This window comes from Aeromonas sp. 159, from assembly GCF_963862045.1.
Lineage (GTDB): Bacteria > Pseudomonadota > Gammaproteobacteria > Enterobacterales > Aeromonadaceae > Aeromonas > Aeromonas veronii.
On the sequence record NZ_CAWLMI010000006.1, the window covers coordinates 76,854 to 91,458 of the forward strand.

The window sequence follows — 14,605 nt, forward strand, 5'->3', positions numbered from 1 at the left end:
CTGTTACCTCAGAGCGGCATGCGCATAATGTCGTCAAAACCGGTCATCAGCTTGTTGCGAACCTGCATCAAGGCTGAAAAACTCAAGCCGGCTTTTTGACTCGCCACCATGGCGCCCACCAGATCATCGCTCTGCCCAGCATCAACCGATGCCATTAATTTTGACGCGACATTCTGCTGTTCATTGACACGCCCGACCACATCCCGCATGGCATCGGTAAATGATGCTCCCGACAGATCATTGGATTCGATAGAAGGGGTCTGACTTGCGACACGCTGCATCTCCTGCATCTGCTGCAGTAGCGTCACCTGTGATGACATCATCTGAATCTTCACTCTTTATCCCTCTGCTTGAATCTGCTGTTCAATATCAATGCCTTGCTCACGCATCGCCGCAAGCTTGTAGCGCAATGCCCGGGTTGTCATGCCCAGTGCATCGGCTGTGCGGGTACGATGGCCACGAAAGCGGCGCAAGGTCTCTAATACAAATTGGAACTCGGCATGCCGCCGGGTTTCACTCAACCCCTCCGGAACATGCCACGCCTCTGATTCAACCATTTCTGGCTCTGCCACACAGTGTGGCAGCATCAGATCGACCGCTTGAATATGCAAACCACGCGCCATAATTAATGACCGTTGAATGACATTATCCAGCTCTCGTACATTTCCTGGCCATTCATATGACAGCAATAGCTGACAGGCACGTTCACTCAGGCGATAGCCCCGCTGGGATGCATAACGTTCAATAAAGTAGTTGGCCAGCGGAATAATATCGTCAGGGCGCTCCCGCAATGCGGGCCAATTCATCGGCAATACATCCAGACGATAGAAAAGGTCTTCACGAAACAATCCATCGGCAACCAGTTTACGCAGATCTTTATTGCTGGCGGCAATGATTCGAACATCAAGAGCAATCGTTTGATTGCTGCCAAGTCGCTCAACTTCTTTTTCTTGCAGCACCCGTAATAATTTTGCCTGCAGGTTCAAAGGAAGCTCTGATATTTCATCCAGCAACAAGGTTCCCCCCTGTGCCAACTCAAATTTGCCGGGCTGGGCAGAAACAGCACCGGTAAATGCACCTTTATTGTGGCCAAAAAGAATTGACTCAAGCATTGCCTCAGGAATGGCTGCACAATTAATCGCCAAAAAAGGTTTTTCCGCTCTGGCAGACATTTCGTGAATATAACGGGCTAACCGCTCTTTACCTGTTCCTGACTCACCACCAATCAGAATGGTGGCAGAGGTTTTGGCTGCTCGTCGGGCCAGTTGCAACACCTGCAGGCTCATGGGAGAAACGGCGATAAGATTAGGGATTGCCTGACGAAGGCGTAAAGCACCACGGACAGCATCGAGCAATTGCTGGGGGCAGAAGGGTTTGACTATATAGTCGATAGCTCCGGCACACATGGCCTCAGCAGCAATGGCTGCCTGATGTTCATTGACAATAATGACACAATCGAGACCATTGAATTCACGCAGAATACGCGGCCCGAGCTCGGTCATGGCATCCATGTCGAGCAGGATCAAATTGACATTATCATCAGCGATAATGCCCTTTGATTGTTTAACAGAATTTACACTTGATACCCTGAATCCCTCTATGGACAAGGCCTGTTTGACATCATTTTCAACCGTTAATACTGGCTGTATCAATAATATATGTGGTGTGGAACTGCGACTACACACCCCGACTGTTGTATTTATGGATAATCCCGAAAACATAGAAGTCTGACACCTGTTACAGTGGATAGAACAATCAATAAAAATGGAGAGTCAGACACAAAGGCGCTGTACAAAATCACACCAAAAAGGGCGTGATTTTGTTTAGATATGGTATCAAGGATATGTCCAGATACACCTTGGTAACCCCGCTGTCATTAGCTTTCCTGCTGTTAGACCGGAGGCTTTGCGTCCTGACTTTTCAGTTCAGTTTGCCCTTATCATGTGATAGTCCGAAACCGGACGAAACGGCCAGAATGTTCAATTGACCGTGAAGTAACACATTGTATTGTCTTTTTTGTTATTTATACTGCACACATTGCTGCGTCAAATTTCGCCACATAATATAGTATTCATACGGCAATTCAAGCCAAATGCGGAAAAACCACTTCCCCTCAGGGCATTAATTAAGCACATATCAACCCAGCGAACCAATTACTTCCACACGTAACTCTTCCGGTATTTCGTTATAAGAAAGCACTTTGAGGCCTTTTGCAAATGACCGAGCATAACGAGCCATCAACGGTCTCAGTTGCGGCATAACAACCAACACAGGGGCATGTCCCAACTGCTGCAACTGCTCCTTCACCAACGGCATATTTTGCTGCAATTGGGCCAGCAGTTGTGGATCAACCGGGAAGCTGTCCAGCTGGATTTTGCCCTGCTGTTGTGACTGATTCATTGCAGCCAGCAAGGTCTGCTCAAGGCGATCATCCAGCGTAAACGTAGCCAGCACATCGCGATTACCAATGGCCTGCCGCACAATCTGGCGCTTCAAGGCACAGCGCACATCAGATGCCAGCAAGACAGGGTCTTTGGTCAGCTCGCTCGCATCTAGCAGCGTCGTGGCAACGGTTCGTATATCGGTAAGACTGACCTGTTCCTTTAGCAATTGACGAAAAACTCTCAATTGCTGCATCTGGGTCAGCGCCAGATTGAGCTCTTCAGCCAACCGGGGGGACTGACTGGCGAGGTATTGGCCCAGCTTGCCCACTTCATCGTGACCAAACAACGCATCAAGTTGTTCACGCAACAGCTTGCTGGCGTGAGTGGCAATCACGGTGGCCGAATCCACCACCGAGTAACCAAGATTAAGGGCCTTGGCCTTTTGCTCAGGGGAGATCCAGACCGCACTCATGCCGTAGGCCGGGTCCTGGGTCAGCTCGCCATCGAGCGCACCATAAGTCTCACCACTGCTGATGGCCATCAAGCGCTGGCAATCCACATTCCCCATCGCCAACGCGACACCGGACAACTTGATCCGGTACTGATCCGGCTGCAACTGCAGATTGTCGCGCACCCGTATCTCGGGGAGCAGAAAACCGTACTGCTCGGAGAGGGTTTTGCGGATCCCGCGCACTCGTGCAAGCAGTTCAGCCCCTTTATCCGTTTCCGCCAATGGCACCAGACGATAACCAAGCTCGATGGCGACCGTATCGACTGGCGGCAAATCCTGCCACTCCAGTGCCTGCTGTTCAGGCTGAATCATTTGACGAGTCAGCTCTTGCGCAGCATCCAGATCCGGCACATTGACGGCTCGTTTGCTGACACTCCAGCCAGTCCAGGCCAGTACAGCTGCGAAACTGAGGAATGCGAGCATCGGCATCCCGGGCACCAGACCCAGGATCAGCATGATGGTTGCAGAGGTATAGATAACGCGAGGCGATGCCAGGATCTGCTGACCTACCTGATCAGCCATCTCACCCTCATCGCTGACCCGAGTCACGATAATAGCCGCAGCAGTCGACATCAGCAGGGACGGGATCTGGGCAACCAGACCATCACCAATGGTCAGCAGTGCATAGCGCTGGAAGGCCTCCGCGACGGGCAAGGCATGCTGGAAGATACCGATGGCCAACCCACCCACCAGGTTGATGATCAGCACCAACATGCCAGCTATCGCGTCACCACGAACGAACTTGGAAGCACCATCCATTGCACCATAGAAGTCTGCTTCTCGTGCGATCTCCTCACGGCGAGCCCTGGCCTGATGCTGATCCATGGTGCCGGCATTCAAGTCGGCATCGATGGCCATCTGCTTGCCGGGCATAGCATCCAGAGTGAAGCGGGCGGATACTTCCGAAATCCGCTCACCACCCTTGGTGATCACCACAAAGTTGATGATCATCAAGATCACGAAGACCACCAGACCGACGACATAGTTGCCACCGATCACCACTTCACCGAACGCCTGAATGACCTTACCGGCCGCTTCATGCCCTTCATGACCGTGCAGCAACACCACACGGGTAGAGGCCACGTTCAGCGACAGCCGCATCAGGGTGGCAACCAGCAACACAGTTGGGAATACCGAGAAATCGAGTGGTCTGCGGGCCGAGACGGATACCAGCAACACCAGTACCGCCAACACGATGTTGAAGGTAAAGAGCGCATCCAGCAGCCAACCGGGCAGAGGCAGGATCATCATGGCCAGAATGGCCAATAACATCAGCGGAATTGCGGTATAGGATTGGGTGAATACACGCCAGTTCACAACTTACCTCTCAGGTTGACGTAACTCGGGCGGTACATATAACGGGGCAAGAGGGGTCGGTTTCCTCCCCTTGCCTGCCTCATACGCCCTTAACTGCAATACATGGTTCAATACATAGGCAACTGCCGTGTACAGCCCTGCGGGGACTTCCTGATCCACCCTGGTCGAGTGATAGATGGCTCGCGTCAACTCGGGCAAGCTCATCACCATCTTGTCATGCTGTTTGGCGACCTGACGGATCCGCTCGGCCATGCTGTCGACCCCTTTGGCAATCACGAAAGGGGCATTGGCACGAGTCGCATCATATTTTATGGCCACCGCATAATGGGTCGGGTTAACGATAATCACATCTGCCTGCGGTACCCGCTGCTCGATACGCGCACGAGCAAGCATTCCCTGTACCTGGCGGATTTTGGCCTTGATCTCGGGACGCCCTTCGCTGTTCTTGTGCTCATCCTTGACCTCTTGTTTGGTCATCCTGAGCTGCTTGTTAAGCGACCAACGCTGATAGGGCACATCCAGCACGGCAATCAGCATCTGAACGCTCCCCAGCAAAATAAATGCCTGGGAGAGGATCCGTAGCGCCTGCTCGAGGGCCGCCTGAGGGGGCATCCGGTTCATCATCAACAAGGAAGGCCATTGATGATTTAACATCAACGCCAGCGTGCCGCCGATCAGCGTCACCTTGAGCAGTGACTTCAGCAACTCCATCAGGCTGTTCTTGGAGAACATGCGCCCCAGCCCCTTCAAAGGGTTCATCTTCTCGCCACTGGGTAGCAGCTTTTTCCAAGTCAGCGCCATACCGCCCGGCACTATGCTGAGCAACACCAGCATCAGAGCCAGAAAACCAAACAGGGGCAGCAGCACCCACAGCATGTTTATGAGCGCTTCACCCAACCAATGGATCATCATCTGCGGGTCACGGGCACCTTGCCAGTCAAAACGCTGCGGACGCTTCATCAACTCGGCAAAGAACTGGCCAAACCCCGGCACCATCCACTGCATCACCAACCCGCCAAGCAGCAGCAAACCGGCAGAACTGAGCTCTTTTGAGCGGGCGATCTGCCCCTCATCTCTCGCTTTCTGGCGTTTCTGGCTGGAGGCCTCTTCGGTTTTGTCCTGTGCGCTGTTCTGACTCATGCCGGGGTCAAGCCTCGCAGCTGTTCAAGCACATGGGTAACCAAATCCAGATAACGGGAGGGCACACCACTGATGGAGAGCGCCATGGTGAGCAATCCGAGCAACAGGGTCATGGGAAAACCGAGAGAGAAGATATTGAGCGAAGGGGCGGTCCGGTTCATCACCCCGAAGGTCAGGTTAACCATCAACATGGCGACAACGGCAGGCAACGTCAGCAACAGGGCTGCACCGATAGACCAACCAAACAACCCGATCACACCTTTCATATCGATCAGATCCAGAGATGAACCCGGCGGCCAGCTACGCAGGCTCTGCACCAGAATATCCAGTACCACCAGATGGCCATTCAGCCCCAGAAAGAGCAAGGCGCAAAACACCATCATGACCTGACTGATGATGGGGGCAGAATCCCCGTTGACCGGATCATTCATCACCGCCATCGCGAGCCCCATCTGCATGGAGAGGATCTGCCCCGCTGTGGTCATCACCATATAGAGCAGCTGGACACACAGACCAAACAGCAAACCAAACAGCAGCTGCTCCACCGCTAGGACAAGCGCACCGGCACTGAAAGGATCGACAACCGGCATATCCTTCATCATGGGGGCGAGCAGCAGGCTGATGATGAACGCCAGCATCAGGCGAACTTGCGCAGGCACCCGGGTATCCCCAAAGACCGGCATCACCCAGAATGCCATGCCGATCCGGATAAACGGCCACCACCACTGTCCCAACCATGCGGTCAGGTCAGCAGCACTGAGTGACAGCAGCGAATTCATCCGATAAACCCGGGGATTTTAAGAAAAAGATCCTGAAACAAAGTGGTGATCTGCGACAACAGCCAGTTACCCGTAAAGATAAGGGTCATCAGAGTCACGATAAAACGGGGAAGAAAACTGAGCGTCTGCTCCTGGATCTGGGTGGCCGCCTGAAAAATACTGACCACCAAACCTACGATCAGGCCCGGTACAATCAGCACCGAGACCATGGTCACCACCAGATTGACCGCGCCACCAACCAGGGCAACGCTCTGCTCAGGGGTCATATCAGCCTCCCCCACCAAAGCTGGCAGCCAAGGTGCCGACGGTCATCGACCAGCCATCGACCAGCACAAACACCATCAGTTTGAAGGGTAACGAGATGATCAGCGGTGAGAGCATCATCATCCCCATCGCCATCAAGACGCTGGCGACCACCAAATCGATCACCAGAAAGGGGATAAATAGCATAAAGCCAATCTGAAATGCGGTATTCAACTCACTCAATACAAACGCGGGCAACAGCACCCCGAAAGGCACATCCTCTTTGGCGACCGTAGTTGGTTCGCCAGAAATACGCAGCATCTGCTCCAGATCCGGTTCACGGGTCTGGGCCAGCATGAATTTGCGCAGGGGCTTTTCTGCCTTGGCGATCCCCTCTGACAGGGTTATTTCATTCTGGTCATAAGGAACAAACGCATTCTGATACATGTCCGTCCAGACCGGTCGCATAATCACCACAGTCAGGATCAGACTGATGCCGATCAGCACCCGGTTGGGAGGACTCTGCTGCAGGCCAAGTGCCTGTCTCAATATGGCCAGCACGATGATGATCCGGGTAAAACTGGTCATCATCAGTAACAAGGTCGGGAGCAGACCCAGCAGGGTCATGAAGAAGAGGATCTGCAACTTGATGTTGTAGTCCTCCCCCCCTGAAGCGCCTGGTGATACCGAGAACAGGGTCATGTCCGCCCCCCAGCCGGGCAGCGAAAATAACAGCAGCGTCAGCAGCAGATAGCGCATCAGTCGTCCATGCCGCCCAGCAGGTTGGTATCGATGACATCAACCAGGCGCAGACCATATTTGCCATTCACGACGACGACTTCGCCCTTGGCAAGCAGACGGCCATTCACCCGCACATCCAGCGGTTCACCCGCCAGCTTGTCCAGTTCAATGACAGCCCCCTCCTCGACGCGCATCAAATCGCCGAGCGGCACTTCGGTACTGGCCACTTCCAGCGTCACCTTGACCGGGATCTGGCGAAAGAAGGAGAGATCCCGTTGTTTGCTGCTACTGGTGGGGGCCAAGTAGTCTGCGGCGCTAGGCATGCTGATGTCGTCACCAAACAATTGATCCAGTCCATCCAGATCCAGCGGATCATTCATATTGTGCTCGCTCATGATTCAATTTACTCCTCTACAACCGTCGCAACCTGATAGACCAGGCTGCCTTTGTGTTCTGCGATTCGTCCACTGAAGCAGGGACGGCTGCCAATCAGTGCTGGCACCACCTCAGGCAAGTCCAGTGACAGCACATCACCCACCTGGAGACACTCAAGATCCGCCAGCGTCATGGACAATTGGCCCATCACCACCCGCAGACGTACCGGGACATGAGTCAGAGCCTGTTCCAGCTGACCTGCCGGCAATGAATGACTGACCGGAGAAATGGACTCCTCGGGGGGAAGCAACCACATCTGCCAGTGATGAGTGCAATTACCTGCCTGCAGGGTTGCCTGCGTGGTCCAGAGCTGACAGTGGGCGATGGAATCCCGTGGCACGACATGCAACTGCCACTTCAGATCCCCCAACCCCAGACAAGCACACCAGATATCAACCTGATACTGGCAAAGCCGCAATAACAGCCGCTGTTCGGTATCGGTCAGCCCTTTGCCAGACTGAACATGCTCCTCTTTTTGCTGCAAGGTGCCGCCGAAAAAGAGGACCGCAAGACGATAGATGACCAGAGGTGCGATCGAGAAATAGACGGCGCGCTGTGGTTCAAGCGGACTTCTCGCTTCGACCCAGATATGAGCGTCATCTATCTCTGCCGGACCGGAAAAGGCGAACTCGCCATAATTCAGTTCGCACTCCGCACTATTGAACAGCTGGGCCATACAACTCGCAGCTTGCAGGGAAAATGTGCTCAACTGGCCATTGACCTGCTTTAAACGGGCGTGGTTTAACCGCTCGACACCCAACAGATCATAATGAGGCAGGGTTCTGCCCCGTTCTGCGCTAAGCAGCCGGGAAGGTGTGAGCATTGCGCTGCTTGATGACATTAATAATCCACCTTAACCATTTCATCTCGCCTTACTGCCACAGGGTCGCTCATCAGGCCAGCAGTGTGATAGATACAGACAGTCCAGCCGACGTATATCGACCAAAAAGGGTGAGAACTTTATTACAAATTTCAGAAAGCCGCCATGCGGTGCATCTCGGCGTGAATAATAAAAATCCCGGTGCCGTTAGGCACCGGGATTTTAGCGTGACGGTTCACGCGGAATGAGGTCGGAGTCGGCCTGTAAGCCGGGTTCTGTACCGGGTTGCCCCGGGTAGCAATCATTCCTCTAGGCCAGCAATCGCTCGCTGGCTCAAGCAACCTACCCGCCCCCAACGCGGGCCGCGCCAATAGGGGCCTATTTGGTCTTGCTTCGGGTGGAGTTTACCGTGCCACGAACTGTTGCCAGTCGCGCGGTGCGCTCTTACCGCACCCTTTCACCCTTACCTGATCCCTTGCGGGCCATCGGCGGTCTGCTCTCTGTTGCACTGGTCGTAGGCTCGCGCCCCCCAGGCGTTACCTGGCACCCTGCCCTGTGAAGCCCGGACTTTCCTCCCCTCCGCCCGTCTGTCCCGAGGGACACAACGACGAAGCAGCGATTGCCCAGCCAACTCCGAGGCGCGGATTATAGCCTTGCGATATGCACGGGGTAAACCGGCAATTCCCGTTTACAGCCATTTATCGCGCTTTGGCCCCCGTTTACAGGCTGACTGCTTATCGATATGGGGGATTGCACAGGTCAGAAAACAGTCTGCTGGCCTATTTCATCGGCTCAATAGTGCTCGAGACCATATTTGTAGAGGGCATTCTTCTTCACGCCGTGGATCTCGGCAGTCAGGGCGGCCGCTTTTTTCAGTGGCAGTTCGGTCACCAGCAGTCCCAGAGTGCGGATCGCCTCGGCAGGCAGATCCTCTTCATCTTTGGAGGCGCCCGCCACGACCAGCACGATCTCGCCGCGGCAACGGTTGTCATCCTCACCGAGCCAGGTCAGCATTTCAGAGGCTGGCAGACCGTGGATCGACTCGAAGGTCTTGGTCAGCTCGCGGCACACCACCACCTGACGCTCGCCGAGAATGCGAGCAATCGCTTCCACTGTATCCTGCACACGGCGCGGGGATTCGTAGAACACCAGCGAGCGGGTGTCTTCGATAACGGCTTGCAGACGATCATCGCGACCCTTGCTCTTGGCGGGCAGGAAGCCTTCAAAGGCAAATCGATCAGTGGGCAGACCGGCAGCGCTCAGGGCGGTAATGGCGGCACAGGGGCCGGGCAACGGCACCACTTTGACCCCGGCTTCACGACAGCGGGTGACCAAGTGATAACCGGGGTCGCTGATGAGCGGAGTGCCGGCATCGGAGACCAGCGCAACACTCTTGCCCTCTTTGATCCGGCCGATCAGTACATCGGCCTTCTGCTGCTCGTTGTGATCGTGCAGGGCGAAGGTCGGCACCGAGATTTGGTAGTGGCTGAGCAGGATACCGGTATGACGGGTATCTTCAGCTGCCACCAGATCGACACTGCGTAAAATGTCCAATGCACGCTGGGTGATGTCCGCCAGATTGCCGATCGGAGTGGGGACTATATACAGGGTTGGGATGTCACTCATGGGATCTCCGAGTGCCCCGACAATTGTGTCGCCATATTGGCCCGTTTACACTATGGGGAACTTCAACACTGGTCGGGGAATGAACTTGAACCGGGTTACAAAGCAGCTAAGTGTATCACGACTCTTCGGCATCATACTCGCGGCAGTACTGCTCGCCGCCTGTGCGTCGGAGCCCAATCAACCGTCAGGGCAGTCAGGCATGCCCTCTGCGTTCTCCAATCTGACCAAGAATGCCCAGTGGTATCTTGAGCAGGTGGACCCGGCCAAGCCGGCCGAGGCCTTTACCTGGCAGATGCTGGCGGCACGCAGCTATCTGGCGCTGGGCCAGGCCAAACCGGCCTCGGCACTGTTCCAGCAATTGCAGAAGCAGGCCAAGGACCCCGCCCAGAAGGCACAGTTGCAACTGTTGCAAGCCCATCTGTTGCTGGCACAAGGCCACGCCAATCAGGCGCTGATCCTGCTGGAAGGCAAACCCGAGGTGGTGCTGGATGCCGATACCCAGAAGGATTGGTATCGCCAGCGCGTGGTGCTACAGCTCGACATCAACAACAAATTTGGCGCAGCCAAGTCGTTGATTGCACTGGAGCCCTACCTCAATCAGAGCGAGCAGGCGACCAACCATCAGCAAATCTGGTCGTTGCTCAAAAGCATGACCCCCTCCACCCTGCAAGCACTGGAAGAGGCTCCGGCCCCTGATGTGACCACCGGCTGGTTGCGACTGGCGGCACTGGTCAACGAGTTTGGCGCCCAGCCGAACCTGCTGGCCCGCCAGCTGGCAGGCTGGAAGCGTGACTTCCCCAACCATCCGGCCCAGAAAGATATGCCGGCAGGATTGGGCGATCTGGCGGCCACTGCCAGCACCTCGGTGCAACAGATCGCTGTGCTGCTGCCCCTCTCAGGCAATCTGGAACCGCAGGGCGCCGCCATCCGTAACGGTATGCTGATGTCTTATAAGGAAAATCAGGGGCAATTCACCCTGAACTTCTACGACACCCAGAGCAAGTCGACCGGCGACCTTTATAAGCAGGCGATTCAGGAAGGGGCAGACATGATCATCGGCCCGCTGCTGAAAGACAGGGTCGAGGAGCTGCTCAAGGCCAATCCGACCGTGCCGGTACTGGCGCTCAACGAGCTGGACAAGCCGGTCGTCAACGACACCACCTACTACTTCTCCCTCTCTGCCGCCGCAGATGCCGCGCAGGCAGCCCAGTACCTTTACACCCAGGGCTACCGCAAACCGCTGCTGATCGCCGCCCAGGGGCGGATCGGTTACAGCAGTATCAAAGCGTTCGAGCAGAGCTGGGCCACCCTGAGCCAGGATAAGCCGGTCGTTGCCACCTTCGGTGCCCGCAACGAAGTGCAGGGGATGGTCAAGAATGCCCTGAGCGGCCGCTCTACCGCCCGAGCTGGCGAGGTAGTGCAACTCTCTGATGCCGCACCACGCAGCATCGATGCCGTTTATGTTGTGGCCAACAGCCTGGAAACCCGGATGATCAAGCCCTACGTGGATGTCTCGGTCAATCCGATGGGCAGCCTGCCCATCTACACCAGCTCCCGTGGCTACGACAGCGCCGCCACCGAGGTCGCCTCCGAGCTCAACGGCATGCATATCGCCGATATGCCGCTGCTGCTGGGCGGCTATGAGAAACAACGCGAGCAGATCGCCCTGCTCTGGCCGCAGACCCAGGGTGACCTGCTGCGTCTGTTTGCCATGGGCTACGATGCCGTCAGTCTGGCAGAGAACCTGCAGCAGATGCGCAAGGTGGGTGGCATGCAGCAGGCCGGCATGAGCGGTCAGCTGAGCGTGGATGCCCAGGGTAATATCGTGCGGATGCTGAGCTGGGGTACTTACCAGAACGGCAAACTGGTCGACGAGAACGCCGTTCAGCAGCTGGAGGAGCCCTCCAATGAAGGAACTATGGAAACGGATGCGCCAGCAGTTGCCGAGCCTGTTCCCCTCACCAACGAGCAAGGGACAGCACTTTGAACAAGTCGCTGAACGCTGGTTGCAGGCTCGGGGCCTGCAACCGGTAGCTCGCAACTACCGCTGTCGTGGCGGTGAAATAGATCTCATCATGCACCAGGGCCAGACCCTGGTGTTTGTTGAGGTGCGCTACCGGGCCACCGGCAGCCATGGCGGGGCCGCCAACTCGGTCACCCGCAGCAAACAGCACAAGATCATGCTGGCAGCGCGCCACTATTTGAAGCAACATGCCATCAACGAGGCCAATCAGGCCTGCCGATTCGATGTGATTGCGTTCGAGGGCGACCAGCCAGCCTGGATCCAGAACGCATTTTAAGAGGACCCTATGACTGACCGCATCAAAGAGAACTACACCGAAAGCATCCAGACCAAGATAGCCGCCGCCGAGGCGCTGCCGGATGCCATCCATACTGCAGCCCAGATGATCACCATCTGCCTGCTCAATGGCCACAAGGTGCTGGCATGCGGTAACGGTCCTTCTGCCGCACTGGCGCAACTGTTCATCTCCGAGCTGGTCAACTGCTACGAGACCCAGCGCCCCTCCCTGCCCGGTATGGCCCTGACCTCGGACATGGCGACCATCAGCGCGATCGCCACCGACCACGGTTTTGAAGAGGTCTACGCCAAGCAGATCCGCGCGCTGGGCCAGCCTGGCGACATTCTGGTGGTCATCACCACCTCCGGCCACAGCCGCAGCCTGATCAAGGCCGCCGAGGCCGCCCTCTCCCGCGACATGACCATAGTGGTGCTGAGCGGGGGTGACGGTGGCGAAATGGCAGGTCTGCTCGGCCCGAACGATGTGGAGATCCGTGTTCCCTCCGCCCGTCGCCCTCGCATTCTGGAAGTGAACCTGTTGACCCTGCACTGCCTGTGTGATCTCATCGACCAGACACTTTTCCCGCAACAGGAAGATTGAAACCATGAAAAAGCACACTATCCTGCTCGGTCTGCTGGTTAGCACCCTGCTGCTGCAAGGCTGCGCAGCCCTGGTTGTTGGCGGCGCCGCAGGGACTGCCAAGGCCTCTGGCGATCGCCGAACGCTCGGCGCGCAATGGGATGACCAGACCATCGAGTTGAAAGCGGCCAATCTGCTGGCCGACAACAAGCCGCTCAGCGCAGCCAGCAAGATCAGCGTCTACAGCAACAATGGCCGCGTCCTGCTGGTCGGCCAGACACCTTCTGACGTTTACAAGATTGAGGCGGGCAAAATTGTCAGTCGCATCGAAGGGGTGCGCCACGTCTACAACGAATTGCGCATCGGCCAACCTGCCAGTTTCACCACTCGCAGCAATGACTCCTGGATCACCTCCAAGGTGAAAGCCGATATGTTCGGCACCAAGAACTTCGACAGCACCAAGGTCAAGGTGGTTACCGAGAACGGCGAGGTGTTCCTGATTGGTCTGGTGACTCGCCAGGAGGGAGAGCAGGCAGTCAACATCGCCCGCCATGTAACCGGCGTGAAGCGCGTGATCAAAGCCTTCGAGTTCGCCCAGAACTAAGCCCGACCGCACATAAAAAAAACGCAGCCAATCGGCTGCGTTTTTTATTTGATTACCTTCAGGGTCGGACGACCGCTTGGACGCGGCGGTTCCGGCTCAGGCTCCACCGGCGCTTCAGCCTGCTCAAGCCAGATATCGTAACCCGGCTCGGGCGGGAACATGGTGCCCACACCGTTCTCCCGGGCATGGATAGCCAACACTGCCGCCATCGGGATGTAAACCTGCTGGGAGACCCCGCCAAAACGGGCACTGAAGCTGATAGCCTCGTTATCCATGTGAAATTGCATCACGGCTCGGGGCGCGATGTTCAGTACAATTTGCCCGTCCTGAGCAAACTGCATCGGCACCATCACATGGGGAATGTTGACGTTGACCACCAGATGAGGGGTCAGATCGTTGTCCAGCAACCAGTCAAAGAATGCCCGTAACAAGTACGGGCGGCTCGGTGTCATTGTCGGTTCCATGCTCATACGCCAGCACGGATCTCGCGTTCGGCTTCGGTCAGGGAAGCCTGGAAGGACTCACGCTCGAACAGACGAACCATGTAGGCCTTCAGCTCTTTGGCGCCACGACCGGTCAGGTCGATGCCAAGGCTCGGCAGACGCCACAACAGCGGTGCCATGTAGCAATCCACCAGACCGAACTCTTCGCTCATGAAATAGGGCATTTCACCGAAGATCGGCGCGATGGCCAGCAGGTTGTCACGCAGTTCGTTGCGTGCAGCTTCAGCATCGGTACCGGCCATGATCTTGTCGGCCAGGGAGTACCAGTCCAGCTCAATGCGGTGCATCATCAGACGGCTGTTACCACGGGCAACCGGGTAAACAGGCATCAGGGGCGGATGCGGGAAGCGCTCGTCCAGATACTCCATGATGATGCGCGAGGTGTAGAGTGCCAGCTCACGATCAACCAAGGTCGGTACAGAGTTGTACGGGTTCAGCTCGGCCAGCTCATCCGGCAGATTGGCTGGATCAACCTGGCAGATATCCACGCTAACACCCTTCTCCGCCAGGACAATACGCACCTGATGGCTGAACATATCGTTGGCACCGGAAAACAGCGTCATTACCGAACGCTTATTGGCAGCTACAGCCATTGAACCCTCCCGTCATTAAAAAGCAGAAAC

16 protein-coding genes, 1 other RNA gene and 1 riboswitch are annotated in these 14,605 nt (G+C 56.1%); of the genes, 4 read left to right on the forward strand and 13 right to left on the reverse strand.

Annotated features, from left to right (window positions below; genetic code table 11):
• Positions 1-8 precede the first annotated feature (8 nt).
• The 11 genes from lfiE to rsmI form a co-directional block, all read right to left on the reverse strand.
• Positions 9-335: a lateral flagellar hook-basal body complex protein LfiE gene (gene lfiE / locus AACR14_RS01165; protein WP_005336241.1), complete on the reverse strand. Its 327-nt coding sequence runs from the start codon at positions 333-335 to the stop codon at positions 9-11.
• A gap of 3 nt (positions 336-338) precedes the next feature.
• Positions 339-1,721, reverse strand: a complete 1,383-nt coding sequence (gene lafK, locus AACR14_RS01170; RefSeq protein ID WP_050547816.1) for a lateral flagellar response regulator transcription factor LafK — start codon at positions 1,719-1,721, stop codon at positions 339-341.
• A gap of 136 nt (positions 1,722-1,857) precedes the next feature.
• Positions 1,858-1,945, reverse strand: a riboswitch (cyclic di-GMP riboswitch).
• A gap of 191 nt (positions 1,946-2,136) precedes the next feature.
• Positions 2,137-4,212, reverse strand: coding sequence for a lateral flagellar biosynthesis protein LfhA (gene lfhA, locus AACR14_RS01175; RefSeq protein WP_019444826.1), 2,076 nt, complete (start codon positions 4,210-4,212; stop codon positions 2,137-2,139).
• A 3-nt stretch (positions 4,213-4,215) separates the two neighbouring features.
• Positions 4,216-5,352, reverse strand: coding sequence for a flagellar biosynthesis protein FlhB (flhB, locus tag AACR14_RS01180; protein ID WP_019444827.1), 1,137 nt, complete (start codon positions 5,350-5,352; stop codon positions 4,216-4,218).
• Positions 5,349-6,131, reverse strand: a complete 783-nt coding sequence (gene lfiR, locus AACR14_RS01185) for a lateral flagellar biosynthetic protein LfiR (protein ID WP_005336245.1) — start codon at positions 6,129-6,131, stop codon at positions 5,349-5,351. The genes flhB and lfiR overlap by 4 nt, the downstream gene beginning before the upstream one ends.
• Entirely contained in the window at positions 6,128-6,397 is a 270-nt protein-coding gene (gene fliQ, locus AACR14_RS01190) for a flagellar biosynthesis protein FliQ (RefSeq protein WP_005336246.1), read from the reverse strand. Before fliQ ends, lfiR begins: the two co-directional genes overlap by 4 nt.
• A gap of 1 nt (position 6,398) precedes the next feature.
• Complete coding sequence (gene fliP / locus AACR14_RS01195; RefSeq protein WP_005336248.1) at positions 6,399-7,133, reverse strand: flagellar type III secretion system pore protein FliP; 735 nt, start codon at positions 7,131-7,133, stop codon at positions 6,399-6,401.
• A complete protein-coding gene (gene lfiN / locus AACR14_RS01200; RefSeq protein WP_019444828.1) occupies positions 7,133-7,510 on the reverse strand; it encodes a lateral flagellar motor switch protein LfiN in 378 nt (125 codons plus the stop codon). Before lfiN ends, fliP begins: the two co-directional genes overlap by 1 nt.
• An 8-nt stretch (positions 7,511-7,518) precedes the next feature.
• Entirely contained in the window at positions 7,519-8,391 is an 873-nt protein-coding gene (gene lfiM, locus AACR14_RS01205) for a lateral flagellar motor switch protein LfiM (RefSeq protein ID WP_192811943.1), read from the reverse strand.
• A gap of 227 nt (positions 8,392-8,618) precedes the next feature.
• An RNA gene (gene rnpB, locus AACR14_RS01210) (RNase P RNA component class A) lies at positions 8,619-9,005 on the reverse strand.
• 157 nt (positions 9,006-9,162) lie between these two features.
• The gene (gene rsmI, locus AACR14_RS01215; RefSeq protein ID WP_019444830.1) at positions 9,163-9,996 is read right to left on the reverse strand and encodes a 16S rRNA (cytidine(1402)-2'-O)-methyltransferase; all 834 of its coding nucleotides are present in this window, start codon (positions 9,994-9,996) and stop codon (positions 9,163-9,165) included.
• 199 nt (positions 9,997-10,195) lie between these two features.
• On the opposite strand from rsmI, the gene AACR14_RS01220 reads away from it, so the two are divergent.
• From AACR14_RS01220 to dolP, 4 genes are read left to right on the forward strand one after another with little or no spacing between them, the layout of a single operon-like run.
• Positions 10,196-11,983 carry a penicillin-binding protein activator gene (locus tag AACR14_RS01220; RefSeq protein WP_019444831.1) on the forward strand — a complete coding sequence of 596 codons (1,788 nt, stop codon included), beginning with the start codon at positions 10,196-10,198 and terminating at the stop codon, positions 11,981-11,983.
• Entirely contained in the window at positions 11,925-12,296 is a 372-nt protein-coding gene (locus AACR14_RS01225) for a YraN family protein (RefSeq protein WP_026034861.1), read from the forward strand. Before AACR14_RS01220 ends, AACR14_RS01225 begins: the two co-directional genes overlap by 59 nt.
• 9 nt (positions 12,297-12,305) lie before the next feature.
• Positions 12,306-12,896, forward strand: a complete 591-nt coding sequence (locus tag AACR14_RS01230; protein WP_019444833.1) for a D-sedoheptulose-7-phosphate isomerase — start codon at positions 12,306-12,308, stop codon at positions 12,894-12,896.
• A 4-nt stretch (positions 12,897-12,900) separates the two neighbouring features.
• Complete coding sequence (gene dolP, locus AACR14_RS01235; protein WP_005336277.1) at positions 12,901-13,479, forward strand: division/outer membrane stress-associated lipid-binding lipoprotein; 579 nt, start codon at positions 12,901-12,903, stop codon at positions 13,477-13,479.
• A 44-nt stretch (positions 13,480-13,523) separates the two neighbouring features.
• Here the strand turns inward: dolP and AACR14_RS01240 are convergent, their stop codons facing one another.
• Together AACR14_RS01240 and sspA are read right to left on the reverse strand one after the other, a co-directional pair.
• Positions 13,524-13,949, reverse strand: a complete 426-nt coding sequence (locus tag AACR14_RS01240) for a ClpXP protease specificity-enhancing factor (RefSeq protein ID WP_005336278.1) — start codon at positions 13,947-13,949, stop codon at positions 13,524-13,526.
• The gene (gene sspA, locus AACR14_RS01245; protein ID WP_005336279.1) at positions 13,946-14,575 is read right to left on the reverse strand and encodes a stringent starvation protein SspA; all 630 of its coding nucleotides are present in this window, start codon (positions 14,573-14,575) and stop codon (positions 13,946-13,948) included. Before sspA ends, AACR14_RS01240 begins: the two co-directional genes overlap by 4 nt.
• Positions 14,576-14,605: the final 30 nt, after the last annotated feature.